Origin of the sequence: Streptomyces canus, assembly GCF_041435015.1 — a bacterium.
GTDB lineage: Bacteria > Actinomycetota > Actinomycetes > Streptomycetales > Streptomycetaceae > Streptomyces > Streptomyces canus_G.
Map to the genome: position 1 here is coordinate 7,751,439 of NZ_CP107989.1, position 24,862 is coordinate 7,776,300.

A 24,862-nucleotide genomic window follows, 5' to 3' on the forward strand; every position below is an offset into this window, starting at 1 on the left:
AAACCGTGAAGCTGGACTCGATGTACCAGGAAGTCATCCTGGACCACTACAAGCACCCGCACGGGCGTGGTCTGAGGGATGGCGACGCCGAGGTGCACCATGTGAACCCCACGTGCGGCGACGAGATCACCCTCCGTGTGAAGTACGACGGCAAGAGGATCGAGGACGTCTCGTACGAGGGCCAGGGCTGCTCGATCAGCCAGGCCAGCGCGTCCGTCCTGAACGATCTGCTGGTCGGCAAGGACCTGGCGGAGGCGCAGAAGATCCAGGAGACCTTCCTGGAACTGATGCAGTCGAAGGGCAGGATCGAGCCCGACGACGCGATGGAAGAGGTGCTGGAGGACGCGGTCGCGTTCGCCGGTGTCTCCAAGTACCCGGCCCGGGTCAAGTGCGCCCTCCTCAGCTGGATGGCCTGGAAGGACGCGACGGCCCAGGCGCTGGGCGCCGACGCCGAAGCCGAAAGGAAGACGGCATGACCGACACCGTTGAGATGAAGCCGGCCTCGGAGGAAGAGGTCCGCGAGGCGCTGTACGACGTCGTCGACCCCGAGCTGGGCATCGATGTCGTCAACCTCGGCCTGATCTACGGCATCCACATCGACGACGCGAACATCGCGACCCTCGACATGACCCTGACCTCGGCGGCCTGTCCGCTGACGGACGTCATCGAGGACCAGGCCAAGTCCGCCACGGACGGCCTCGTGAGCGAACTCCGCATCAACTGGGTGTGGATGCCGCCGTGGGGACCGGACAAGATCACGGACGACGGCCGGGAGCAGCTTCGGGCGCTCGGCTTCAACGTCTGAGCGACCCCGCACGTGGGAAAGCGGCGGCACCTTCCGGGTGCCGCCGCTTTCCTGTGTTCATCCGCGGCTCAGGACAGTCCGCCCACCAGCTGGAACGAGGAGTCCGCCAGGTACTGGGAGCTGTACTCGAAGCGTTCGAGGCGGACCACGAAGTTCTGGTGGCGGAGGAAGTAGCCGGGGAAGTTGACCGACTCCAGCATTTTCGCGCCGGAGTAGGAGGAGTCCCGGGGGCAGAACGTGGCGTCCTGCTTGAAGAGGGAGGAGCCGTCGTTGCGGTCGGCCCGCAGGACGAAGTTGCGGTGGCGCAGGTACGTGCCGTCGTGGGTGGTGAAGGAGTAACAGGAGCTGTTCGCCAGCCCCTTGACCTGGGTGAAGGTGGCGTCCTCGCGGAACTCCGAGCCGCCGACCGGGTCCAGGCCCACATAGCCGTCGTCCACGTGCCAGTACCGGGCGGGGTAGTTGACCGAGCGGACCGAGCGGTAGGTCACGGACGGGTGGGGCTTCGACGAACTGCCCTTGGACGCCGTGGACTTGGGCGGCTTCGGGTTGGCCGTGACCGTGGCGGTGGGCTCGGCTCCCTGCTGCCGGGGACCCCGGGGAGTGGGGGACACCGAGGAGAGGCCGCTGTCGCCCGGCGGGGGCGTGGTCGGTGCGGGGGGCTGCGAGGAGAAGGAGATCAGACCGGATCCCTCGTCCCGCGCGGTTTTCGCCGGTCCCCCGGACTTGTTGTCCGTGGCGGCTATCGCCGCCACACAGGCGATGATCGTGGCCACCGCCAACGCCCCGGCGAGATAGAGCCGTCGGGTGCCGGGCGTGCGGGAGGTGTCCAACGTCCAGCCGTTCTCCCAGGGGCGGTCCTGGGGCGGCCGGGACTTGTCTTCGGGCATGCGCTGTTCCTCCGGCGCGGCGCGAGGCGACGTGCCGCTGCTGTGGTGGCGCGGTATGTGAATGGTGAAACACAAGTGGTTCCGGGGGAACACTAGTGGTTACCGGCGGTCCCGAGCAGCCCTTTGAACCGGCTGCTTTCCACATTCCTCTCTCGGAGTGTTCACAGTGTGGCAGCGTGGTCAGGTCTGAACCCCCTTGTCCTGAACGGCCCGTCTTCGTCCTGTGCTGCCCCCGATCAGTGGCTGACGATCGATCAGATACGGCTGTGCGACGCCACCCGCGTTTCGTTATGTACGCTTGTACACATGGGATACCTGCTGCTCGCCGGAGCCATCGCCGCCGAGGTCGGAGCGACCACGGCCATGAAGTACACCGAGGGCTTCAGTCGGCTGGCGCCCTCGCTGCTGACCGTGCTGGGGTACGTCCTCTCCTTCGCGCTGCTCGCCCAGACGCTCAAGACGGTGTCGGTCGGCACGGCCTACGCGATCTGGGCCGGGGTGGGCACCGCGGCCATCGTCGGCATCGGGATGCTCTTCCTCGGGGAGGGGATGACGGCCACCAAGGCCGCCGGGATCGTGCTGATCATCCTGGGGGTCGTGGTGCTGAACCTGGGCGGGGCGCACTGATGGCGCGGCGGCACGACCCCGAGCGCCGGCAGCGGATCATCGACGCGGCCATCCGGGTCGTGGGGGAGAAGGGGCTCGCGGGGCTCAGTCACCGCAGCGCCGCCGCCGAGGCCGATGTGCCGCTCGGTTCGACGACGTACCACTTCAAGAGCCTCGACGAGCTGATGGTCGCGGCGTTGCGCCAGGCCAGCGAGGGCTTCGCCAAGGCGGTCGCCGCGCACGGAGCCCTGGACGACCCCGGTGGTGACCTGGCCGCCGACCTCGCCCGCGTGCTCGGCGACTGGCTCGGCGGCGACCGCACCGGCGTCGAGCTGGAGTACGAGCTCTACCTCGCCGCCCTGCGCCGCCCCGCCCTGCGCCCCGTCGCCGCTGAATGGGCCGACGACCTCGCCGAACGCCTCACCCGCCGCACGGACCCGGTCTCGGCACGGGCGCTGGTCGCCCTGGCCGACGGGATCTGCCTACAGGTACTGCTGACGGGGGTGCCGTACGACGAGGGGTATGCGCGGGAGGTGCTGGGGCGGGTGATTCCGGCCGACTGCGGGTGATTCCCGTTGGCCTGAGTGGTCTCCGCTGATCGCGGGTGGTTCCGGTCGGCGTGCGTGATCCGCGGGGCCGGGGGTGGCGCCGGGTCGATCGCGGGTGATCCGCTCGGCCCGGGTGGTCTTCACTGATTGCGGGTGACCCTGATCGGCGTGCGTGATCCGCGGGGCCGGGGGTGGTCCCGGTCGACCGCGGGAGATTTCCGTCGCGCCGGGTGGCCCCCGTCAATTGGCGGTGTCCCGGTCGGCACGGGTGGCCCCCGCCAGCTGCGGGTGGTCCCGGTCGGCCTGCCTGGGCGATCCCCACGACCGTGCGTGGTCCCCGCCCGATCACTGGTGACCGCCACGACCGCGGCTGGTCTCGGCCGATCGCCATGACCGCGGATGATCCCGGCCGACCGCGGGTGACCCCCTCGACTTCGGGGTGATTTCCCTCGGCCCGGGGGAGCTCCACCGGCCGGGGGTGGTCCCCGTCGGCCCGGGGTGTCCCCGCCGACCGTCCGTGACCCCCGCCGACCCGTGTGGTCCCTACCGGCCCGGGTGATCTTCTCCTGGGTGTCACGGGGTGCCGTCCGGGGGCCGGGCCGCTCGACTTCTGAGACGTCCCGTGCAGGGTTCGCATCGCATGGCCTGTGCCGGTTAGGTTTCCCTCATGACCGACACGACTGCTCCGCGCACCACCGGCGCCATCGCCGCAGGCCTCGCCACCGTCGCCGCCGACGGCACCGTACTCGACACCTGGTTCCCCGCCCCCGAACTCTCGGCCGAGCCCGGCCCCGCCGGTACCGAGCGGCTGTCGGCCGAGAAGGCCGTCGAACTGCTCGGCGAAGGCGCTGCCAAGGCGATCGGCCCGGACGCCCGCCGTGGCGTCGAGGTGATCGCGGTCCGTACGGTCATCGCCTCGCTCGACGAGAAGCCGCTCGACACGCACGACGCCTACCTGCGTCTGCACCTGCTCTCGCACCGTCTGGTCCAGCCGCACGGCCAGAGCCTGGACGGCATCTTCGGCCTCCTCCCCAACGTCGCCTGGACCTCGCTCGGCCCGGTCGCCGTCGACGAGATCGAGAAGGTTCGGCTCAATGCCCGCGCCGCGGGCCTGTACCTCACGGTCACCTCGGTCGACAAGTTCCCCCGTATGACGGACTACGTGGCCCCCAAGGGCGTCCGGATCGCCGACGCCGACCGGGTCCGCCTCGGCGCGCACCTCGCCGCGGGCACCACCGTCATGCACGAGGGCTTCGTCAACTTCAACGCGGGCACGCTCGGCACGTCGATGGTCGAGGGCCGCATCTCCGCCGGTGTCGTGGTCGGCGACGGCTCGGACATCGGCGGCGGCGCCTCCACCATGGGCACGCTCTCCGGCGGCGGCAACGTCCGCATCACCATCGGCGAGCGCTGCCTGATCGGCGCCGAGGCGGGCGTCGGCATCGCGCTCGGCGACGAGTGCGTCGTCGAGGCCGGTCTCTACGTCACCGCGGGCACCCGGGTCACCATGCCCGACGGCCAGATCGTCAAGGCCCGTGAGCTGAGCGGCGCGTCGAACATCCTCTTCCGCCGCAACTCGGTCACCGGCACGGTCGAGGCCCGCCCGAACAACGCGGTCTGGGGCGGCCTCAACGACATCCTGCACAGCCACAACTGAGCCGCTCCGGCACAGGCGAAGATCACTTACGGGTTACTCCGCGTGACCTCGGAGGTGTTTCGGCAACGGTCCTGGCGGCGGTGTGTCTCGTGCCCGTCGGCAACGCGCACGCCGACGAGACCAACACCGCCTCGCACAACGGGCCCCGGGTCGGCCTGGTCAACGTCGGCCAGGTCGACGATCCGATGGAGGACGTGCTGGAGCACCTGCTGCTGATCGGCGACGGGTACTCCTGGAACTGACCCGCGACCCCGTGTGGAAGTCGCCGTGGCGGATCGAATTTCCGCTACGGCGACTTTTTTTCGTGGCGGTGGCATAGCGGCGGGCCACGGCACGCGTCACAAGGGTCGGAGGGGTGGCGCACAGGCGTCGCCGGGGAAGAGAAGGTGACGATGAATGTCGAAGGGCTGGAGAGTTTCCGGGACTTCGTGGACAGCAGGTCGTCCGCCCTGCTGAAGACCGCCGTGCTGCTGTGCGGGGGAGACCGGCACGCCGGCGAGGACCTGCTGCAGAACGCCCTGGTGAAGGCGGCCGGGCGGTGGCAGAAGATCGACGAACCGGAGGCCTACGTACGGCAGGTCCTCTACCGCCAGCAGGTCAGCCGCTGGCGGCTCAAGTGGCCCCGCCGGGAGGTCAGTGTCGCCGAGCCGCCCGAACCGCCCGGCACCGGCGAGCCCGGCCCCGACACCGCCGCCGCGGCCGAACTGCGTCTGGTGATACGCGAGGCCCTCTCCCGGCTCACCGCACGCCAGCGCACCGTGCTGGTGCTGCGCTACTTCGAGGATCTACCCGAGGCCGACGTGGCCCGCCTGCTCGGCTGCTCGGTCGGCACCGTACGGTCCACCACCCACCGTTCGCTGGCCCGGCTGCGTCAGCTCGCCCCCGAACTGGCCGCCCTGGGGCCCGCGGAGGCCGAGCAGTTCGACGCCCGTGACTATTCGCCCGTGGAGGTGCGTCCGTGAACGTCGACGACATCGTGCGCGACGCACTGCGCGAACAGGCCGCCGAACAGCCCCCGGCGGCTGCGGGATTCGCCGACCGGGTGTTCGCCGTCCGGCGCCGCCGCCGCAACCGCAGGATCGCGGCCGCCGCCGTGACCGCGGTCGCCGTGGTCGCCGTCGGGGTGGCGGTGCCGCTGCTGGACTCCGGCAAGCACGACGTGCGCCCCTCGGGCGGCGGCGGGGTCGTGGTGGAGAAGAAGACCAAGGCCCACCCCGACCAGTCCCCGCCGCGCGAGGAGATCTCCGTCGGGGGCACGACCCTGGCCGGGTACTTCGTCCCGGAGACGGTCAAGAAGACCGCGGAGACCGCCGTCTACCGGCGCACCTACCACCTGCTGAACCCGAGGACCGGCGAGTACGCCAGGGCCGCGGACTGGTCCTGGGTCGCCGTCGCCCCCGGCGCGAAGACCGCCGTTGTCCTCGAACAGGACCTGCCCGCCTCCCGGATCGGTCTGCTCGACCTGACCACCGGCACGGTGGCGCGGTGGATCCCGGTCGACCACGGCGTCGGCGGACTCGCCTTCTCCCGCGACGGCCGCAAGCTGGTCGCCACGACCTACACCAAGAACCCCGATCTGCTGATCAAGACGCAGGACGGCGACGACTGGGTTCAGGAGAGGACATCGAGCCGCACCGGCTTCTACGTCCTCGACGTGGCCTCCGGGAAGGGCGCCTGGAACGAGGTGAAGCTCGCCTCCGACAACGGTGAGTTCGGGAGTGGCTTCCTCAACTCCCGCCAGGACTTCGCTCTGACCGACGACGGGCGGCACGTCTGGGCCGGGAACCCGATGGGGGACATCGGCAAGGAGTTCTGGGACCTCAAGGGCGTCAAGGTCCCCACGCCCGCGCAGGACAGGTACCCGGAGTGGTTCGTCGACGCGGGCAAGTCGCCCAGCGGCATGCTCGTCGCCGGTGACTTCGCGGGCAAGAAGTGGAAGACCTCGTCCTGGGTCCTCGACGCCAAGACCGGCGCCAAGACCGAGGTGCGTGGGCAGCAGTTGCTGGCCTGGGTGGGCAACAAGCAGCTCATCGCCTGGGACATCGGCGAGAACGACAAGAACGAGTTCCATCAGCGGCTCGTCCTGGTCACCATCGGCAGCGACAAGGAGGTCCCGCTCAGCGGCTTCCGCGAGGGCAACGACGGGGACGCCGGGCGCTGGGAGCCACTGTTCGCCCAGCCCTGATCAGGCGGCCACGAGGCGTTCGTACTCCGCCAGCAGCCCGTCGGCCGTCTTCCGGTCGGCGGGCCGCAGCGGGGCGCGGACCGGGCCCGCGGGCAGACCGAGCGCGTTCAGGAGGGCCTTGGCAGTGACCGTGCCGGGCAGGCCCGCCGACATCATCGCCTCGATCAGCGGCGTGGCCCGTTGTTGGAGGCGGGCGGACACGGGGGTGTCGCCCGCCTCGAACATGTCCAGGATCGCGCGGAGTTGAGCGGGGACCACGTTGGCCACCGTGCTGACGTAGCCCGCCGCACCCACCGCGTACAGGGCGAGGATGTGCTCGTCGCAGCCCGCGTAGTACGCCAACTCCGTGCGGTTCAGGACCTTTTGGGTGCCGAGAAGGTCGTAGGAACAGTCCTTGACCGCGACGATCCGGGGGTGCTCGGCGAGCCGGATCATCGTCTCCGGCTCGATGCGGGTGCCGGTGCGGCCCGGGATGTCGTAGAGCATGACGGGCAGTCCGGAGGCGTCCGCGATCTCCCTGAAGTGTGCCTCCAGCGCGTCCTGCGGCGGCCTGCTGTAGTAGGGGCTGACCACCAACACCCCGTCCGCGCCCGCCTTTTCGGCCGCGAGGGTCAGCTCCACGGTGTGCCGGGTGTCGAAGGTGCCCACCCCCGCCACCACCGAGGCCCGCTCGCCCACCGCCTCGCGCACGGCCGCCACCAGTGCCGCCTTCTCCGCGTCCGTCGTGGTCGGCGACTCGCCCGTGGTGCCGGAGAGGACGAGCCCGTCGCAGCCCTCCCTCACCAGGTGGTCGGCGAGCCCCTGCGCGCCGTCGAGATCGAGGGCGCCGGCCTCGTCGAAGGGCGTGATCATGGCGCAGAGGGCGCGGCCGAAGGGCGGGGCGGTTGTCGTCATACGCGTAGTCTCGGCAGACCGACCGTGAAGCTCCACTTAATTCTTCTACGGCGTACTGGTAAGTGATGCTGCGAAAAGAAGGTCCTATGTCCAAAGGGGGCCCGCATGGGTCACCATGGTCAGGACGGTGCACGACCCCTGGTCCTGGAGGCGTCATGAAGCTCGGCAAGGCACTCGCCACCGGAGTCGCGGAAGAGCGGCCCGAGATCCACGACGCGGAGCTCGAGCTCCCCGAGGAGATCAAGGAGCTGAAGGCTCCCGAAGAGGTTCCGGCGGCCCGATGAGACTGCGGCTTCCGGAGGAACGCCCGACGGAGCCGCCGACCGGATACAAGATCGCCCACCCGGTGCTGTCCCAGGACGGCACCCGGGCCGGGTTCACCGGTGTGTCGCTCGGCGGCGCGCTGCCGTACGGAGTCCTGGCCGACGCGTCCTGCGTCTACGGCCTGCGGCACCGGGCGCCGAGCCGTCGCTGCGACTGCGGCTTCCACTGCGTGCACGACCGCGCGGCGGCCGAGGCGCTGCTGTGCACGGCCGAGCACCGTACGGCCGTCCTCCTCGACGTCCTGGTCCTCGGCCGCTACCTCCGCTTCGAGCGCGGCTTCCGCTACGCCCGCCAGCGGGTGCGGACCGCCACCGTCGGACCCTGCGCCTGCGGCACGGTCGCTGCGGCCCTCGCCGACGCCGACTGGGGCAGACCCGGCTGGCGGGCCCTGGCGCCCTCGTGCGCGGGCTGCCTGCGCGGTCGTACGGCCGTCTCGCTCGCCGGGTTCGCGCGGCTGGCCGGAGAGGGGCTGCGGGTGGTGGCACGGCCGGCCACCGTGCTCACGCAAGGTGACCCCGGTCTGCCCGAGGGTCTCGGGGTGCCCGAACTCGCCGCCGAGGCGGCCCTGTTGCAGGCCAGGCTCGACTGGTTCCAGAGCCAGCTGGCCCGGCTCGGACAGCGTGGCCCGGACGGCGGTCCGCAGGGGTAGCGGGGGCCGGGCCGGGTACCCGGGAGTTCCGACCGAGAGGAGGCGGAACACCGTGACCGGAACCACGGCCCCCAGGCCGGTGCACGACGAACATCACTCGGTGGGCGAACTCGTCGGACAGGCCACCGAACAGGTCTCGCGGCTGGTGCGGCAGGAAGTCGCCCTCGCGAAGGAGGAGCTGGCCGAGAAGGGCCGGCGGGCCGGCAGGGGCGGGGGGCTGCTCGGTGCGGCCGGCGCCTTCGCCTACGCAGGACTGCTCGCCCTGGCCGGAACGGCCACCGCCGCCCTCTCGCTGGTGCTGTCGGTGTGGGCCTCGGCGCTGATCGTGACGGCCGTGCTGTTCGTGATCGCAGGGGTGCTCGCCGCCATCGGCCGCGCCCAGCTGCGCCGCGCCACACCCCCGACGCCCGAGGAGGCCCTCGGCAGCGTCAAGGCGGACGTCGAGGAGATCAGGGAAAGGGCGCACCGATGACGGACAGGACGAGCGGCGAGCCCCCCGTGACGGGGGCCAAGGGACCCGATGAGCTGCGCCGCCAGATCGAGCGGACCCGCAGCGAACTAGGCGACACGGTAGAGGAGTTGGCAGGCAAGATGGACGTGAAGGGCCGCGCGCGGGCTCGTGCGGCAGATCTCAGGGACAAGGCGGGCGCGATGACCGTGCAGCTGCGCAGCAGCGCCGCACAGGCCGGTCACACCGTGCACGACCGGGCCATGCAGGCCGGTCACAAGGTCCAGGACACGGCGGCGAAGACCGGCCACCAGGTCCAGGACAAGGCGGTGAAGACCGGTCATCAGGTCCAGGACCGGACGCAACGGGCCGGCCATGTCACCCAGGACAGGGCCTCGCAGACGAGTGCCGCCCTGGAGCGGAAGGCGCAGCACAGCGTGCCCGCTCCGGCCCGGCCCCTGGTCATGGCAGCGCTACGGCATCCGAGGCCGGTGCTGATCGTCGGCGCGGCCGTGGCCGCGGTCGTCGTGGTGTCGTGGCGGTACCCCAAGAAGTGAGCGATGCGTACGGCTGGGCGCGGGCGGTGGCCCGCGCCCAGCCGTGTGCCTACCGTCACCGCCCGCGGTTCGCCCGCAGCCTCGGCGGCCACTTCCGGGTGTCCCGGGGCTCCACGTACGGCTCCTCGGTCGGCTCGGCCTCGCCGGAGACGATCGCCCGCTCCCGGGCCAGTTCCGCGTCGAACTCCAGGCCCAGCAGGATCGCCAGGTTCGTCAGCCAGAGCCACACCAGGAAGACGATGGCGCCGGCGAGGGTGCCGTAGGTCTTGTTGTAGGAGCCGAAGTTGGCGGCGTAGAGAGCGAAGCCCGCGGAGGCGGCGAGCCAGACCAGGGTGGCGAGGACACTGCCCGGCGAGATCCAGTGGAAGCCGCGGCCGCGGACGTTGGGGGCCGCCCAGTACAGCAGCGCGATCATCAGGACGACCAGGAGCAGCAGCACCGGCCACTTGGCCACGCCCCAGAGCGCGATCGCCGCGTCGCCGAACCCCACCGCCCTGCCCGCCCGTTCGGCCAGCGGGCCCGTGAACACCACGATCAGCGCGCTCGCCGCCAGCATCACCATCAAGGTCACGGTCAGCGCCAGCCGCAGCGGCGTCAGCTTCCACACCGGACGCCCCTCGGGAAGGTCGTACACCGCGTTGGACGTACGGATGAACGCGGCGACGTACCCGGACGCCGACCACAGCGCGGCGAACAGGCCGACGATCGCGAGCACGCTGCCCGTGCCGCCGCTGTCGCCGAGTTGGACCACCGCGTCCCGCAGGATGTCCCGGGCCGGACCCGGCGCGAGGTCCCCGATGTTGTCCAGGATCTTGTCCGTGGCGCGCTGTCCCACCACGCCCAGCAGGGAGACCATCACCAGCAGGGCGGGGAACAGCGACAGGACGCCGTAGTACGTCAACGCCGCCGCGCGGTCGGCGAGTTCGTCGTCCAGCAACTCCTTCCCCGTGCGCCGCAGCGCCGCACGCCAGGATCGCGCGGGCAACTCGGAGGGGCTGTTCGGCTGGTCGTCGGCCTGCTCGTCCATGCCGTGGCGGGTCTCCCGAAACGCCCCCGCGAACCGCCGACTTGACCTGAATCTTGGTTGAGGTTGAAGGGTGGTGGCTGCACACATCGAGCAGCGATCCGAGGAGGCCGTGCGCATGACCCGCCGTACCGAAACCCATCCCGATCTCACCCGGCCCGAGGTGGGTGCGTCCCTTTTCAGTACCTGGCGGGTGGGCAACCCGCTGCGGCAGCGGCAGACCGTCGAGGCCGTCGCCGGTACCTGGGAACGCCGGCCGTGGCCCGCCGACGGACTGCTCGGCTACCACGTCTACACCGGACACGACACCGCGAGCCTCCTGCACTACTCGCAGTGGACGGACGAACAGACCTACGAGGCCTTCGCGCGGACACAGCGGCTGGAGCGCGTCGACGAGATCGACACCGCCGTCCCCCACATCGAGCGGGTGGGGCTCGGCCGCTACCGGCACTACCGCAGCGTCGCCCGGGACGGTGACCGGCGGGTCCCGGGATGCATCGTGATCGTCGACATCGAGTTCGACGGTCCCGACCCCGACCGGCAGCGGGCCTGGGTCGACGCCGTCCTCGAGGCGCTGGAGAACGAGCCGAACCCGCATCCCGGTGGCATCGGCGCCCACTTCCACCTCAGTACCGACGGCACCCGCGTCCTCAACTACGCCGAGTGGGAGAGCGCTCAGGCGCATCTCGACGCGCTCGCCGCGCCGGGGGACGGGATCGGCTCGGCCTCGGACCGCTGGGAGCGCGTGCAGACCTGGCCGGGGCTGAAGAGCAGCGTGGTCAGCCGGTACGACCACGCTCTCGGGCTGATTCCCGGCTAGGTCAACCGAAAACTCAAACCGTCTGGACAAAAAAAGTGTTCGGTGAGACGGTGGACCCATGCTGGACGTCACCGTGATCGAGGACCCCGAGGCCGCAGCCGTCTCCCTGGACCCCATAAGGGCGCGACTGCTCGCCGAGCTGGCGGCCGGCCCCGCGTCGGCCGCCATGCTGGCCGGCAAGGTCGAGCTGCCCAGACAGAAGGTGAACTACCACCTGAAGGCGCTGGAGCGGCACGGCCTGGTCGAGCTCGCCGGGGAGCGCCGCAAGGGCAACGTCACCGAGCGGCTGATGCGGGCGACCGCGGCGTCGTACGTGATCTCACCGCTCGCCCTCGCCGCCGTGCAGCCCGACCCGGACCGCTTCCGCGACCAGCTCTCCGCGCGCTGGCTGCTGGCGCTCGGGGCCCGGCTGGTACGGGATGTCGGTTCGCTGATCACCGGCGCGGCGAAGGCCCGCAAGCGGCTGGCGACGTACGCGCTGGACGGCGAGGTGCGCTTCGCCTCGGCCGCCGAACGGGCCGCGTTCATTGAGGAGTTGACGGCCGGCATCACCGGCCTGATCCGCAAGTACGACGCCCCGGACGCCGAGGGGGGCCGGGACCACCGGATCGTGGTGGCCGTCCATCCCACGCTGAAACAGACCGAGTTGGAGTAGATCATGTCCAAAGAGTTCGAGATCGCCCGCGAGTTCGAGGTCGACGCCACCCCCGAGCAGGTGTGGGAGGCGATCACCACCGGCACCGGTGGCTATCTGTGGCCGATGGAGCCGCCCGAGCCTCGCGTCGGCGGGACCGGCCCCTTCGGGTCCAAGGTCGTCGCCTGGGACCCGCCGCACCACTACACCAACCGGGTCGAGGACGTCGAGGGCATCTCCCAGCAGACCCTCAACCAGCTCGACTACACCGTCGAACCCCGCGACGAGGGCCGACGCGCCTGGGTGCGGTACGTCCACAGCGGGATCTTCGTCGACGACTGGGACAACCAGTACGACGGCGCCGCCAAGCACACCGACTTCTATCTGCACACCCTGCGCGAGTACCTGACCCACTTCGCGCCCCGCCCGGCCGCCTTCGCGACCTTCGACGGACCCGAGGCGTCCAAGGCCCCCGACGCCCTCGCCGCCGTGGGGCGGGCGCTCGGCGTCGGCGAGGACGTGGCCGCCGGGACGCGCGTGACGGTCCACGGGCCGGACACCTTCGGCGCCGTGGTCGACTTCCGCAACCCGTACTTCATCGGGCTGCGCACCGAGCGGAGCCTCACCCGTGTCTTCGGCCGCAACCACTGGGGCCACCCGGTCGGGATCTCCCTGCACGACTTCGCATCCGACACCGACATCAAGGAGTGCGAGAGCGAGTGGCAGGCCTGGCTGAACGGGGTGTTCAACCAGGCCTGACCCTTCGTGGGTTACGGCTTGAAGCGCAGCACCTGCGGGTCGTGGTCGCTGATCTGGTCGTTGAACTCCGAGTTGATGTGCACGCTGTCGTACTCGAAGTCGCAGCCGCGCCGGATCGACGGGCTGACCAGGATCTGGTCCAGGACCTGCTGGTTGCCCTGGTAGTCGTAGGTGTAACGCTCGCTCCTGGGCAGCGACTTGATCGCCGACCAGAGCTCGCCGTCACCCTCCAGGATCTTCGCGGTGTCGGAGAACTCGAAGTCGTTGATGTCGCCGAGGGCGATGACGTCCGCGTTCTTCTGGGTGTCGAGGATGTCCTTGACGAAGGCGTTGACCAGCGTCGCCTGCTGGTGGCGCTGGATCTCCGAGCTGCGCGGCACCGGCTGGGTCGCCGAGCTCAGACCGAAGTCGCCGCCCTTGGAGTTGAGGTGGTTGGCGATCACGAAGACCGTGCGGCCACGGAAGACGAACTCGCCGGCCAGCGGCTTGCGGCTGCTGTTCCAGGCCGTGTTCGTCGGGTCGATACGGCCCGGGGAGACCGTCAGCGCGGCCTTCCCGTGGGTCCTCGTCACGCCGACGGCCGTCGTGGCGTCGCCGCCCGCGCGGTCCGTGAAGGAGACCCGCTGCGGGTTGAAGAGGAACACCTGGCGGATGTTGCCGCCCGGCTCGCCGCCGTCGGTGTCGTTGGCCGGGTCGATCGAGCGCGACTCGTACCTCGGGCCGCCCGCCGCGACGATCGCGTCGATCAGCTTGTTCACCGTCACGTCGGCGGCGGTCGTGCCGTCGTCCTTGGCGCCGTTGTTGTCCTGGATCTCCTCCAGGGACACGATGTCGGGCGACTTCAGGTTGTTCACGATCGCGGAGGCGTGCTCCTCGAAGGTGGCGTCGGTCGGGTCGAGGTTCTCGACGTTGTACGTCGCGACCGCCAGCTCGCCGTTCTTCTGCTTCTGCGTGGTCTCCCGCTCGAGACCGGCGCTCTTCAGCGTGCCGATCTCGTTCGCCACCAGGGTGTAGCCGCCGAACTGGTTGTAGTCCAGCGGGCCCGCGGTGCTGCCGGTGAGGACGTCACCGACGTTCGCGACGGGGAAGGCGGAGGTCGAGCCCAGCGACTGGATCTGCAGCCGTCCGGCGTTCTGCGACGTGTAGGAGCCGTAGAGGGTGCCGCCGCGGCGGGTGGTGTTCTCGCGCGGCTTCACCGTCACCCACAGCTCGGTGTACGGGTCGGTCGCGCCGACCACGCGGGTGTCGGCGACCTTGACGTTCATGCCCTCCAGGGACTCGTAGAAGTCCAGGGCGTACTTCTTCGGCTCCAGCGTCAGGCCGTTGATCGAGTTGCCCGCGGCGGGGTCGCCCGCCGGGGCGTAGGCGGCCGGCACCGACCTCGCGTCGATCACCGTGGCCGCGGGGACCGTGTTGCCGCTGGAGACGACCGTGACGGTCGGCTTGGTGATCTCGGTCAGCGACTGGTTCCCGGTCGACGTGCCGCCCGGGACGTACTCCGAGACCGTGCCGGTGACCGTGACGGCGTCGCCGACGGCGACCTTCGGGGCGGAGCTGGTGAAGACGAAGACGCCCTCACTGGTGGCCGGGTCGGCGTCGGGGTTCGGATCCTGGATCCAGAAACCCTTGGAGGAGCCGTAGGTGCGCACACCGGTGACGATTCCGGCCACATCCGCGACCTTCTGACCGGCGTACGGGGATATCCGGGTCGCGCCCTGGATGTCATGGATGCTCACGCCGGCCGCATGGGCGGGGGAGACGAGGACGACGGTGGAAGCCGCCGACAGGGCGGCGACGGTGAGCGCGGCGAGACGCGCGGACTTCTTGCTCGGCAACGGGATCCCTCCGGGGACGAACGTAGGCGCCGGGACGAGGGTGAACGTGGAACGGTGGGAGCCGCGACCTGTGGGGCGGTGGCGACGCGCGTAGAAAATACAGTGAACAGATGTCCGCCGGATTTCTACGCGCGTCAATCTCCTGCCTGGTCAGCCCAGTTGTCAAGGTTTCAGCCATGTACGGACCCTGTCGGGAACATGAACCGGGCGGCATAGGTGGATATCCGTCTACGCTGAGCGGCTGAGTGGCACGACGCGTCCGAGGAGAACCAGCCGATGTCAGACAGCTCCCCCCTGCCGCCGGTGCGGCTGCACCCCGAAGCGGAGCTGGCGCGGGACGCCCTGTCCACGCCGCTGCTCGCCCGAGCCGCCCGGCTCGCCCGCTGGGCCGGCGAGGACACGCGGGTCGACGCCGGGGGCGGACTCGTCGAGGAGCAGCTGCCCGCGGCGGCCGCGCACCTCGGACTGACCGGGGACGAGGCGGCGGCGAGTGCGAGCGAGGCCTGGCGGGTGGCCCTCGACACCGGGCTCGTCGAGATCGTCGACGAGGAGGAGGGCACGGTCGCCACCAGCGAGGACCTGGCTCTGCTGTCCGGGTCCCCGCAGGACGTGCTCGGCGTGTGGCTGACGGCGCTGGAGACGGCGCTGGCCGACGCGAGCGTGCCCGATCTGGACGATCTGGTCGATGCCATGGACGACGGCGGCGAGGTCGACTTCGCCTCCCTGGACTGGGACCCGCAGGCCGAGCAGGAGTTCCTCGACGGTGTGCTCGGCAACCTCTACCTGCTCACGGTCAGCGAGGACGGCCCCGGCAACGGACCCGTGCCGCTGCCCGCCCTCGCCGCGTCGATGATCGTGCCGAGCGACATGGGCGAGCCGACCAACGACGTCCTGGAGCAGGTGTCCGACGCGATGATGCGGCTGGACGACCAGTTCCGGGTCCTGGAGCCGGTGGGGATCGTCGAGTACCAGCCCGTCGACGAGGCCCTGATGGCGGACACCGACGAGGAGCCCGCGGCGGTCGTCGACGAGACCGACGTCTCCCGGTACGGCATGGTCCGGCTCACCCCGCTCGGGCTGTACGGGCTGCGGTCGCGGCTGCTGGAGGCGGGCATCACGGCACCGGCCGTCGGCGACCTCGCCGACAAGGGAGCGGACGCGCTGCTCGACGGGACCTCGACATTCCCGCCCTCCGCCGCGCAGGCCGAGACCGAGCAGTGGCTGGACCGGCGTGAACCTCTCGCGGCGGTCCGGGAACTGCTGACGGCGGCCCGGGGGAGCGACTCAGGTGCGCCCCTGCGCAGGCTGCGGTGTCAGCAGGCGTTGTCCCTGGTCGGTGCGGTCGCCGAACCCGCGTTGCGGGAGGTCCTCGACGACGCCGAGCTGGGTGGGCTGGCCCGGGTCTGGCTGACCGAGCGGGGGTTCGGGGAGGTGCCCCCGCCTTCCCAGGACATGGTGTTCTGGCTGACCATCGACACGATCGCCGCGCAGCTCGCCGCTGAGGGGAACTCCGAGGAGCTACAGGCGCTGGTGGAAGGACTGGCCCAGCAGCACGGTGGGTTCTTCGCCGCGGCCTGGCGGGTCGACCACCCGGCCACCGCGGATGTGCTGGAGGCGATGGGGCGGTTGCATCCGGACAAGCGGGTGGCGAAGGAGGCCCGGAAGGCCGCGTTCAAGGCGCGGTCGCAGCAAGGGGGTTGAGGGCGGCTTGCGAGTCCCGGGGCTCACTGTGGCCGGTCACGCACCTAAAGGACTCCCCATCAACGTGTGTTGATTCATTCAAGCCACTCCACTGAATCCTCTCGCTGTTCAGCTGGCGTTCAGACATGGGCGGGACCGTAGCGCCGACCCGAGGTCCCCCACCCTCCACGGCATACCCACCGTCTCAGGAGACACCATGTCGCTCACCCGCAGGGATTTTGCCGCGAAATCCGCCATCACCGGAGCCGGTGTCGCGCTGGCGGGCAGTGTCGGCGCCCTCGCCACCGCACCCAACGCGCTCGCGGCCACCGACGTCGAGAGCGAGGGCGCGGAGATCGCGGGCGCCCACGGCGGCGTCGGCTACGGGCCGCTGATCGCCGACCCCGAGGGCCTGCTCGCGCTGCCCGCCGGGTTCACGTACAAGGTCATCACCTACAGCGGCAGGACCAAGCTGGAGTCCGGCGAGTTCACGCCGTCCAACCACGACGGTACGGCCACCTTCTGTGGCCCCCGCGGCGCGACCCTCCTGGTCAACAACCACGAGCTCAAGGGCCCGCGTGCCAACTGGCCCCACCCCGTGCCGCTCACCGAGGGCCTCGTCTACGACCCCGCCGCCTCCGGTGGCTGCACGGTCGTCGAGGTCCGTCACGGGCATGTCGCCGAGTGGGTCGGCATCGCCGGCACCTCCACCAACTGCGCGGGCGGCACCACCCCTTGGGGCACCTGGCTCACCGGCGAGGAGACCGAGGACAAGGCCGGCCAGAACGGCATGACCAAGGACCACGGCTACATCTTCGAGGTCGACCCCGAGGACCACCGCGCCAACCGCGACCCCAAGCCCGTCAAGGCGTTCGGCCGGTACGCCCACGAGGCGGTCGTCATCGACCCCAAGCGCGGCCACGCCTACCTGACCGAGGACGCTTCCGGCCCCAACGGCCTGCTCTTCCGCTGGACCCCGCCGGCGGGCTTCCACCACGGCCGCGGCAAGCTGCGCACCCTCGCGGACAACGCGGGGGTCCTGCAGGCCTTCAAGTGCTTCGACTCCGGCGGCAAGTTCGTCGACGACCTCTCCCGCGCCACGAAGATCGGTACGGTGTACGGCGTCGACTGGGTCGACGTGCCCGACCGCGACGCCAAGACGGTCTCCGTCCGCAAGCAGTTCACCGACGGCCAGGTCACCCGCGCCCGCAAGCTCGAGGGCATGTGGTGGGGCGACGGCGGCGCGTACGTCGTCTCCTCGTACGCCCGTGAGGAGAGCCCCGTCCAGCACGACGGCCAGGTCTGGTTCTACGACCCCAAGCGCCGCACCCTCACCCTGAAGGTCCTCCTCGGCGTCAACCCCGACCCGTCCAAGGACGGCGCCTTCGACGGCCCCGACAACATCACCGTGTCCCCGTACGGCGGCCTCGTGATCGCCGAGGACGGCGAGGGCGTCCAGCACCTGTTCGGCGCCACGGAGAGCGGCCGCACCTACCCGATCGCCCGCAACGAACTGAACCTCGGCACCGAAGAGGAGCCCGAGTACAGCGAGTTCACCGGCGTCACCTTCTCGCCCGACGGCCGGACCCTGTACGCCAACATCCAGACGCCGGGGATCATGCTGGCGATCACGGGGCCCTGGAAGCGGCAGAAGCGCGGCTGAATTTAATTCGCTCGCCAGTCCCGCGGCCCCCTCCTAAAGTGATGTATGTCCAGGTGCGAAGGCAGGACCTACTTCCACTCTTAATGGGGAGGCCGCGGGTTCGAATCCCGCCACCGGTACCACGTGCCGGTGTAGCTCAGAGGCAGAGCACCTAATGTCGGTTCCGCCGATCTGAACTCTGGACACCACAACTTCATGCACCTCCCGGTGCGAGCACTTTGATCTCGGGAGGCGCAGCTCATGGTGGGTGCCCGGTGCGCAGGCAGCGGATACTTCGGGAACTGGTGGGGGGAAAGCCCTCGTGCGGGTTCGAATCCCGTCATCGACCCAGGGTCGATGTGGCGGAACGGAAGACGCGCCAGTTTATAAGCACCGCAGTCGACTTCGACCTCGGGCACCCTCCTTTTGCTGCGTCTCCCTCCGAAACGGAAACGAATTCGGGGGAATTCACCATGACGCGATTCAACAAGAAGGCCGCACGGGCCCGCCCCACCTCGCGAGTGACGTCGACGGGACGCATCCTGCGGACCTACGAGGGCGGCCGGGGACATGAGCGTGACGCACGCTCCGAGCTCTTTCTGCTCGCGGTCGCCAACTTCGTCTCCCAGCAGACCTCTTACGAGTCCGGCGCGAACCGCGACGACCGGTTCGCCACGCTCGTACGGCAGCTCGCCGTCACCGACCCGGCCTGGACGGCCGGCCTGCTCGGCTGGCTGCGCGGCGAGGGCAACCTCCGTACCGCCTCGATCGTGGGCGCCGCCGAGTACGTCAAGGCACGCCTCGACGCGGGCACCACCGACGGCCCCTCGAACCGCCAGGTCGTGGCCTCCGTACTCCAGCGGCCCGACGAGCCCGGCGAATTCCTCGGATACTGGACGGCGCAGTACGGCCGTAACGTGCCGAAGCCCGTCAAGCGCGGGATCGCCGACGCCGTACGCCGTTTGTACAGCGGCAAGTCGCTGCTGAAGTACGACACCGCGTCCAAGGGCTACCGTTTCGGCGACATCCTCAACCTCGTGCACGCGGCCCCGGACCCGGACAAGCCGTGGCAGGGCGAGCTGTTCCAGTACGCCCTCGACCGCCGGCACAACCCGGACACGGCCGTGCCGCCCGAGTCGAGCCGGGTGCTCACCGCGCACCGCGAGCTGATGGCGGTGCCGCCCGGCCGGCGGCGTGCGCTGGTCACGTCCGAGGGCGGGGCCGAGCGGCTGGCCGCGGCCGGGATGACGTGGGAGGCGCTGGCCGGCTGGCTGCAGGGGCCGATGGACAAGGCGGCCTGGGAGGCGGTGATTCCGTCCACGGGCGCGATGGCATTGGCGCGTAACCTGCGCAACTTCGACGAGGCCGGAGTCTCCGACGAGGTCGCGGCCCAGGTGGCGGCCCGGATCAGCGACCCGGCGGAGGTCGCACGTTCGCGGCAGTTCCCCTTCCGGTACCTCGCCGCTTACCAGCACGCGCCGTCGCTGCGCTGGTCCTACCCGCTGGAGCAGGCGCTCGGCCACTCGCTGGCCAACGTGCCCGCACTGCCCGGCCGGACCCTGGTGCTCGTCGACCGCTCCGGCTCGATGTGGACGCGGCTGTCCGACCGCTCGCGGCTCAACCGGGCCGACGCGGCGGCGATCTTCGGCACGGCGCTCGCGCTGCGGGCGGCCGACGCGGATCTCGTCGAGTTCGGCACCACGAGCCGGCGTCTGACGTTCGGCGAGGGCGAGTCGGTGCTGAAGATCCTCGGCCGCTTCGGCGACCTGGGCGGCACCGACACCACCTCGGCCGTCCGCGCGCACTACCGGGGCCAGGACCGGGTGCTGATCGTCACCGACGAGCAGTACACGTACAACCGGCACGGCGGCCCGACCGAGCAGATCCCGGCCGAGGTACCGGTCTACACCTGGAACCTCGCCGGCTACCGGGCGGGCCACGGCCCTTCCGGCATCGGCAACCGCCACACCTTCGGAGGCCTCTCGGACGCGGCCTTCCGGATGGTTCCGCTGCTCGAGGCGGCCCAGGACGCCGACTGGCCCTGGGCCGCCTGAGCCCCGAGCGTGGCCCGCACCTCACGGGGGGTGCGGGCCACTCGCATGCCCGCACCCTTGTGCGCGGTCCTCATTGACATCTAACATTTCAGTCCATGGAAGCCATGCGTCCACTCGCTCGCACCCTTCTCCGGGACCGCGCCTACGCGTCCATCCGGGACGCCATCGTGGCCGGCGAGATCGAGCCCGGGGCGGTGGTGCGGGACGCCGATCTCGCCGAGCGGCTCGGGCTGTCACGGGCGCCCGTGCGGGAGGCCTTCGCGCGGCTCGTCGACGACGGGCTGCTGGAGAGCAAGCCGCAGAGCTACACGCGGGTGACCCAGGTCGTCGCCGCCGAGGTGCGGGACGCCGCCGCCGTGGTCGGGGCCATGCACGAACTGGTCACGCGGGTCGCCGTGCCCCGGCTGTTCGCCGCCGACATCGAGACGATGCGCGCGGCCAACGAACGGTTCGCGGCCGCCGTCACCGCCGGTGATGTGGACGAAGCCGTGCACGCCGACGACGCCCTGCACGACGTCCTCGTCCGCGTCAGCGGCAACCGCGCGGCCGCCGCCACCACCGCCCGCTACACCCCTCTCATCCGCAGGCTGGAGCGCCGGCGCTTCGGCGAGGGCGGCAACTGCCGCTCGGCGGGCCTGCACGACCGGCTGATCGAGGCCTGCACGGCCGGTGACGTGGACGAGGCGGTCCGGGTCACGGCGGAGATCTGGCGGGGCCTGGCCGAGCTGGCCGACAGCGACTGAGCCCACAGCGACCGACCCGGGAGGTCCCCGTGCCCCTTTCGTCCTACGACCGTTATCCCCTCCTCTTCGGACCGTCCCCCGTGCACCGCCTGGAGCGCCTCACCGCGCACCTCGGCGGCGCCGCGCTGTGGGCCAAGCGCGAGGACTGCAACTCCGGGATCGCGTACGGCGGCAACAAGACCCGCAAGTTGGAGTACCTGGTCGCGGACGCCCTTGCCAAGGGCTGCGACACCCTTGTCTCGATCGGCGGGGTCCAGTCCAACCACACCCGTCAGGTCGCCGCCTGTGCCGCCCGGGCCGGGCTCAAGTGCGTGCTGGTGCAGGAGAGTTGGGTGGACTGGCCGGACGCCGTCTACGACAAGGTCGGCAACATCCTGATCAGCCGGCTCGCCGGGGCCGACGTACGGCTGGTGAAGGCCGGGTTCGGCATCGGGTTCAAGGAGAGCTGGGAGCAGGCGCTCAGGGATGTCGAGGAAGGGGGCGGCACGCCGTACGCCATCCCCGCCGGCGCCTCCGACCACCCGCTCGGCGGCCTCGGCTTCGCCGCGTGGGCCTATGAAGTAGCCGATCAGGAACGCGAGTTGGGCGTCTTCTTCGACACGGTCGTGGTCTGCTCGGTGACCGGCTCCACCCAGGCCGGCATGGTCGCCGGGTTCCGGGCGCTGGAGGAGGCGGGCGGGCGGCCCCGGCGGGTGCTCGGCATCGACGCCTCCGCCAAGCCCGTCGCCACCCGGGAACAGATCGCGCGGATCGCCCACGGCACCGGGCAACTCATCGGCGTACAGAAGGAGTTGACCGAGGAGGACGTAGAGCTGGACGAGCGGTACCACGCGGGTGTCTACGGCATCCCCGACGACACCACGCTGGACGCGATGCGCCTCGCCGCCCGCACCGAGGGGATGGTCACCGACCCCGTGTACGAGGGCAAGTCGATGGCCGGGATGATCGACCTGGTCAGGCGGGGCGAGATCGGCGCGGACTCCACCGTGCTCTACGCCCACCTCGGAGGGCAGCCGGCCCTCAACGGGTACAGCGCGCTGTTCTAGCCCGGGCCGGGCCCGTCCCCGTGCCGGCTGGATACAGTGCACTGCATGTGGACCGACGAGCAGCAGCGGGAGCCCGGTGGTCAGGCGTCCGACGGTCCTCGCCGCCGGGCCACGATTCACGACGTGGCGCAGCTCGCGGGAGTGTCTCGGCAGACGGTCTCGCGGGCGGTGAACGACAAGGGCGAGATCGACCCGGACACCAAGGCGCGGGTACTCGAAGCCGTGCGGATGCTGGACTACCGGCCCAGCCGGTTCGCGCGCGGGCTGGTGCGGAAGGGGACGGTGACCGCGGGGCTGGTCATTCCGGATCTGATGAATCCGTTCTTTCCCGAGGTCGCGGCCGGGGTGCTGGAGGCCGCCGAGGAGCGTGGCTGGCAGGTGGTGGTGTGGGACACCCGCACCGACGGTGCCAAGGAGCGGGAGGCGCTCGGCGTGCTGTCCCACCAGGCGGACGCCGTGCTGGGCTACTTCAAGAACGACGACGAGGTCCTCGCCCGGTACCTCGGCGGTCTGCCGCTCGTCCTGCTGGAGCGCGGCCCGCAGCAGACCCGGTTCGCGGCCGTCGGTATCGACGCCGCCGCGGGCCTTGAACAGGGCATCGCCCACCTGGTCCGGGCAGGTCACCGCCGGATCGGCATGCTGGACGGTGACCGGCTCAGCCCCGGTCCCCGACGGGAGGCGTTCCTGGCCGAGGTGCGGCGGCACGGGCTGCCGGTCGACGACGGCTGGATCGCGATGTCCGACGGCCACGGCGTCGCGGGCGGCGAGGCGGCGATGGAGCAACTCCTCGACGCCCGGCCCCAGCTGACGGCGGTGTTCGGCTTCAACGACCTGATCGCCGTCGGCGCGATGCGGGCCGCCCGGCGCCGGGGCCGGCGGGTACCGGAGGACCTGGCCGTGCTGGGCTTCGACGGGCTCTCCCTGGGCGAACTGGTGGAACCCGCCCTCACCACCCTGCGGCTCGACAAGCGGCGGCTGGGGCGGCTGGCCGTCGAGCAGGTCGCTCGGCTGCGGGCCGGCGAGAAGCCGCTGACCGGCGCGGATGCCTGGGTGGCGCCTGAGCTGGTGGTACGCGCCTCGGCCTGAGAGCTGCCGGGGCCATCGCGCACGCGATCGCCTTGATCCTGGCCACGTCCGATGTCCGCACCGGTGACGGCCGGCGTGCCCCTCATGCGCCGGGAACTGTTGCTTCTTGTGCGTCCAGGACCAGCACCGCGACGTGCAGGGACGTGCGCTGCAGGCCCGATTCCAGGTCGCAGCCGAGGAGCCGTTCGATGGTGTGGAGGCGCTGGTAGTACGCCTGCCGGGACATGCCGACGCGTTTCGCCGCGACCGACTTGTTCCCGGCCGCCGTCAGATAGGCGCGCAGTGCCGGGAGCAGATCGCCGCTGTTGCGGTCGTCGTGCTCGATGAGGCGGGTCAGCTGCCGTTCCGCGTACCGCTGAAGACGGGTGTCCTGCCGCAGGACGCCCAGCAACTCCGGCAACTGCACGTCGGCGGGGACGTAGAACCACCGTTCCGGGGAGGCCGGTGTGATGGCCTCGGCCGTCTGCTCCGCCTCCTGCCACGACCGGGCGATCCCGGCGAGGTCGGTCACCCCGGGGCCGACGGCGACGACGGCCTCCGGCCCCAGCTCCTCCCGGGTCAGCCGGCCGATCCGCTCGGCGACCGGCTGCCAGGCGCTCGCCTGTGCCAGTGCCAGAAGCACGCCGATCCGGCCCGGGGCCGTCTCGCCGACCAGGGCGCGGACGCCGGTATGCGCCAGCGCCTTCGCGATCCGTTCGTCGAGGTGCTCACCCTCGGTGCCGGTGTACGTGTGGCGGATGACCACGGCGAACAGCCGGTGCCCGAGGGCCGGGAGCCCCAGCGCCTCGGCGCGGGCGCGCGCATCCGCGGGGGAGCGGAACCGCCGTTCGTACAGGTCCCGCAGTACGGAGCGGTGGGCCCGGCGCTCCCACCAGGCCGGCCCGGCCAGGCGCGCCATGGTCAGCGCGATCGCCGCACGCTCCAGCACCAGGACGTGTTCCGGGTCGGGCTCGGCGTTCAGCCGGCCCTCCAGCAGGACCAGCCGCCCCCACAGCCCCTGGTGGTCCTGCACCGGCGCGATCAGCCACCCCTCCGGGCCGCTCGGCGTGATCCTCTCCGGCGTCGGGGCGGCCCGCGAACGCCGCGACCAGGCCGACACCACCGGCTCGTACGGCCGGCCGAGCAGCTCGCACATCAGGACCCGGTGGGTGAGATCCTCCAGCACCACCGGGGCTCCGGTGAGCTCCGCCGTGGTGTGCACCAGTTCCTCGGGATCCGCGCCCCGCAGCGTCAGGGCGGTGAAGACGTCCTGGATGTCCCTCCCGCGCCGCAGCAGGGCCCCCTGGGCGTCAAGGATGAGCGCGTGCACCGTCTGCGTGACGTCGATGAACCGGACGCCCCGGGCCAGCTCGACCAGCGGCACGTCACGGGCACGGCACGCCGCCACCAGCTCGCCGGGCACCTTCCGGTACCGGTAACCGAGCTCCACGATGAGACCGGCCGCGCCGACGTCGGCCAACTGGTCGACATAGCCTCGCAGCTCGGAGGTGTCCTCGGGATGCGGCATGCCGGTCGTCAGCACCAGCTCGCCGCCCTCCAGGAAATCTGCGGGATTGAGCAGCTCCGTGACGTGCACCCAGCGCACCGCCCTGTCCAGCTGTGACTCACCGGCCAGCACGCGTGGCATCCCCTCGGTGAGCACGGGCAGCCGCAGTACCTCCGCGATCGTGGGGAAGTGCCCGTTTGCGGGCCGTCTGGGCGGCATGGGGGGTGCTTTCGTCCGAGGGGATCGGGCACACCCTCGCACCGGCCACTCACCGTGACAAGAGGGGGCAGACATTTTGTACGGCCCGGCCGTCCGCGGTGACAGACCGTCTCGAGAAGGCCCTCAGGTGGAACACAGTGTGGGTTGACCTGCAGGTTCCCCCGGGCCGAGAGTGAACGCCATCCCCAGCGGGACCCGAACCGGAAGAGTCCCCACGATGTCTTCACCGTGCTGGGGCCCGACTGCCACCCGGACCACACCATCGAAAGGAGCG

The 24,862-nt window shown here is 70.8% G+C and carries 26 protein-coding genes; 21 read left to right on the forward strand and 5 right to left on the reverse strand.

Features of this window, described 5'->3' with window-relative positions; all coding sequences use genetic code 11:
- Window positions 1–5 precede the first annotated feature (5 nt).
- Both sufU and OG841_RS35360 read left to right on the forward strand, forming a co-directional pair.
- Window positions 6–476 (forward strand): Fe-S cluster assembly sulfur transfer protein SufU, encoded by a 471-nt coding sequence (sufU, locus tag OG841_RS35355; protein WP_059206188.1) that lies wholly within the window; start codon window positions 6–8, stop codon window positions 474–476.
- Window positions 473–805, forward strand: a complete 333-nt coding sequence (locus OG841_RS35360; protein WP_328637673.1) for a metal-sulfur cluster assembly factor — start codon at window positions 473–475, stop codon at window positions 803–805. Before sufU ends, OG841_RS35360 begins: the two co-directional genes overlap by 4 nt.
- A 68-nt stretch (window positions 806–873) precedes the next feature.
- Here OG841_RS35360 and OG841_RS35365 read toward each other — a convergent pair whose 3' ends face one another.
- The gene (locus tag OG841_RS35365) at window positions 874–1,692 is read right to left on the reverse strand and encodes an AbfB domain-containing protein (RefSeq protein ID WP_328637672.1); all 819 of its coding nucleotides are present in this window, start codon (window positions 1,690–1,692) and stop codon (window positions 874–876) included.
- Window positions 1,693–1,998: 306 nt separating this feature from the next.
- Here OG841_RS35365 and OG841_RS35370 point away from each other — a divergent pair, with 306 nt between their 5' ends.
- The 6 genes from OG841_RS35370 (at window position 1,999) to OG841_RS35395 (ending at window position 6,688) form a co-directional block, all read left to right on the forward strand.
- Complete coding sequence (locus OG841_RS35370; RefSeq protein ID WP_371568228.1) at window positions 1,999–2,319, forward strand: DMT family transporter; 321 nt, start codon at window positions 1,999–2,001, stop codon at window positions 2,317–2,319.
- Window positions 2,319–2,867 carry a TetR/AcrR family transcriptional regulator gene (locus OG841_RS35375; protein ID WP_371568231.1) on the forward strand — a complete coding sequence of 183 codons (549 nt, stop codon included), beginning with the start codon at window positions 2,319–2,321 and terminating at the stop codon, window positions 2,865–2,867. Before OG841_RS35370 ends, OG841_RS35375 begins: the two co-directional genes overlap by 1 nt.
- 646 nt (window positions 2,868–3,513) lie before the next feature.
- A complete protein-coding gene (gene dapD / locus OG841_RS35380) occupies window positions 3,514–4,503 on the forward strand; it encodes a 2,3,4,5-tetrahydropyridine-2,6-dicarboxylate N-succinyltransferase (protein ID WP_328637669.1) in 990 nt (329 codons plus the stop codon).
- 89 nt (window positions 4,504–4,592) lie between these two features.
- Window positions 4,593–4,745: a hypothetical protein gene (locus OG841_RS35385; RefSeq protein WP_328637668.1), complete on the forward strand. Its 153-nt coding sequence runs from the start codon at window positions 4,593–4,595 to the stop codon at window positions 4,743–4,745.
- A gap of 150 nt (window positions 4,746–4,895) precedes the next feature.
- Window positions 4,896–5,465 carry a SigE family RNA polymerase sigma factor gene (locus OG841_RS35390; RefSeq protein ID WP_328637667.1) on the forward strand — a complete coding sequence of 190 codons (570 nt, stop codon included), beginning with the start codon at window positions 4,896–4,898 and terminating at the stop codon, window positions 5,463–5,465.
- The gene (locus OG841_RS35395; RefSeq protein ID WP_365117802.1) at window positions 5,462–6,688 is read left to right on the forward strand and encodes a WD40 repeat domain-containing protein; all 1,227 of its coding nucleotides are present in this window, start codon (window positions 5,462–5,464) and stop codon (window positions 6,686–6,688) included. Before OG841_RS35390 ends, OG841_RS35395 begins: the two co-directional genes overlap by 4 nt.
- Here the strand turns inward: OG841_RS35395 and dapA are convergent, their stop codons facing one another.
- A complete protein-coding gene (gene dapA, locus OG841_RS35400; RefSeq protein WP_371568236.1) occupies window positions 6,689–7,582 on the reverse strand; it encodes a 4-hydroxy-tetrahydrodipicolinate synthase in 894 nt (297 codons plus the stop codon). It abuts the gene before it with no gap.
- A gap of 155 nt (window positions 7,583–7,737) precedes the next feature.
- Here dapA and OG841_RS35405 point away from each other — a divergent pair, with 155 nt between their 5' ends.
- Genes OG841_RS35405 through OG841_RS35420 form a run of 4 tightly spaced genes read left to right on the forward strand, consistent with a single transcriptional unit; the run spans window position 7,738 to window position 9,560 of the window.
- Window positions 7,738–7,866 carry a hypothetical protein gene (locus tag OG841_RS35405; RefSeq protein WP_365117796.1) on the forward strand — a complete coding sequence of 43 codons (129 nt, stop codon included), beginning with the start codon at window positions 7,738–7,740 and terminating at the stop codon, window positions 7,864–7,866.
- The gene (locus tag OG841_RS35410) at window positions 7,863–8,555 is read left to right on the forward strand and encodes a hypothetical protein (protein ID WP_365117793.1); all 693 of its coding nucleotides are present in this window, start codon (window positions 7,863–7,865) and stop codon (window positions 8,553–8,555) included. Before OG841_RS35405 ends, OG841_RS35410 begins: the two co-directional genes overlap by 4 nt.
- A gap of 52 nt (window positions 8,556–8,607) precedes the next feature.
- Window positions 8,608–9,027, forward strand: a complete 420-nt coding sequence (locus tag OG841_RS35415; RefSeq protein WP_328637663.1) for a phage holin family protein — start codon at window positions 8,608–8,610, stop codon at window positions 9,025–9,027.
- A complete protein-coding gene (locus OG841_RS35420) occupies window positions 9,024–9,560 on the forward strand; it encodes a DUF3618 domain-containing protein (RefSeq protein WP_328637662.1) in 537 nt (178 codons plus the stop codon). The genes OG841_RS35415 and OG841_RS35420 overlap by 4 nt, the downstream gene beginning before the upstream one ends.
- 55 nt (window positions 9,561–9,615) lie before the next feature.
- Here OG841_RS35420 and OG841_RS35425 read toward each other — a convergent pair whose 3' ends face one another.
- The gene (locus OG841_RS35425; RefSeq protein WP_328637661.1) at window positions 9,616–10,587 is read right to left on the reverse strand and encodes a YihY/virulence factor BrkB family protein; all 972 of its coding nucleotides are present in this window, start codon (window positions 10,585–10,587) and stop codon (window positions 9,616–9,618) included.
- Between the two features lie 115 nt (window positions 10,588–10,702).
- Here OG841_RS35425 and OG841_RS35430 point away from each other — a divergent pair, with 115 nt between their 5' ends.
- The 3 genes from OG841_RS35430 to OG841_RS35440 are packed head-to-tail and all read left to right on the forward strand — an operon-like array spanning window position 10,703 to window position 12,797.
- Window positions 10,703–11,404: an antibiotic biosynthesis monooxygenase gene (locus tag OG841_RS35430; RefSeq protein ID WP_328637660.1), complete on the forward strand. Its 702-nt coding sequence runs from the start codon at window positions 10,703–10,705 to the stop codon at window positions 11,402–11,404.
- 58 nt (window positions 11,405–11,462) lie between these two features.
- Window positions 11,463–12,059 carry an ArsR/SmtB family transcription factor gene (locus OG841_RS35435; RefSeq protein ID WP_328637659.1) on the forward strand — a complete coding sequence of 199 codons (597 nt, stop codon included), beginning with the start codon at window positions 11,463–11,465 and terminating at the stop codon, window positions 12,057–12,059.
- Between the two features lie 3 nt (window positions 12,060–12,062).
- Window positions 12,063–12,797 carry an SRPBCC family protein gene (locus OG841_RS35440; protein ID WP_328637658.1) on the forward strand — a complete coding sequence of 245 codons (735 nt, stop codon included), beginning with the start codon at window positions 12,063–12,065 and terminating at the stop codon, window positions 12,795–12,797.
- 11 nt (window positions 12,798–12,808) lie between these two features.
- Here the strand turns inward: OG841_RS35440 and OG841_RS35445 are convergent, their stop codons facing one another.
- Entirely contained in the window at window positions 12,809–14,632 is a 1,824-nt protein-coding gene (locus OG841_RS35445; RefSeq protein WP_328637657.1) for an endonuclease/exonuclease/phosphatase family protein, read from the reverse strand.
- Window positions 14,633–14,908: 276 nt separating this feature from the next.
- On the opposite strand from OG841_RS35445, the gene OG841_RS35450 reads away from it, so the two are divergent.
- The 6 genes from OG841_RS35450 to OG841_RS35475 all read left to right on the forward strand — a co-directional run bounded on the left by OG841_RS35450 (window position 14,909) and on the right by OG841_RS35475 (window position 22,883).
- Window positions 14,909–16,333 (forward strand): hypothetical protein, encoded by a 1,425-nt coding sequence (locus tag OG841_RS35450; RefSeq protein ID WP_328637656.1) that lies wholly within the window; start codon window positions 14,909–14,911, stop codon window positions 16,331–16,333.
- A 196-nt stretch (window positions 16,334–16,529) separates the two neighbouring features.
- A complete protein-coding gene (locus OG841_RS35455) occupies window positions 16,530–17,975 on the forward strand; it encodes an alkaline phosphatase PhoX (RefSeq protein WP_328637655.1) in 1,446 nt (481 codons plus the stop codon).
- Window positions 17,976–18,427: 452 nt separating this feature from the next.
- The gene (locus OG841_RS35460) at window positions 18,428–20,008 is read left to right on the forward strand and encodes a TROVE domain-containing protein (protein ID WP_328637654.1); all 1,581 of its coding nucleotides are present in this window, start codon (window positions 18,428–18,430) and stop codon (window positions 20,006–20,008) included.
- 95 nt (window positions 20,009–20,103) lie between these two features.
- Window positions 20,104–20,751 carry a GntR family transcriptional regulator gene (locus tag OG841_RS35465; RefSeq protein ID WP_328637653.1) on the forward strand — a complete coding sequence of 216 codons (648 nt, stop codon included), beginning with the start codon at window positions 20,104–20,106 and terminating at the stop codon, window positions 20,749–20,751.
- A 29-nt stretch (window positions 20,752–20,780) separates the two neighbouring features.
- Window positions 20,781–21,797 (forward strand): 1-aminocyclopropane-1-carboxylate deaminase, encoded by a 1,017-nt coding sequence (locus OG841_RS35470; protein WP_328637652.1) that lies wholly within the window; start codon window positions 20,781–20,783, stop codon window positions 21,795–21,797.
- A gap of 45 nt (window positions 21,798–21,842) precedes the next feature.
- On the forward strand, window positions 21,843–22,883 hold the full coding sequence (locus OG841_RS35475) for a LacI family DNA-binding transcriptional regulator (protein WP_328637651.1): 1,041 nt from the start codon (window positions 21,843–21,845) through the stop codon (window positions 22,881–22,883).
- 82 nt (window positions 22,884–22,965) lie between these two features.
- Here the strand turns inward: OG841_RS35475 and OG841_RS35480 are convergent, their stop codons facing one another.
- Window positions 22,966–24,588: a PucR family transcriptional regulator gene (locus tag OG841_RS35480; RefSeq protein ID WP_328637650.1), complete on the reverse strand. Its 1,623-nt coding sequence runs from the start codon at window positions 24,586–24,588 to the stop codon at window positions 22,966–22,968.
- Window positions 24,589–24,862 lie beyond the last annotated feature (274 nt).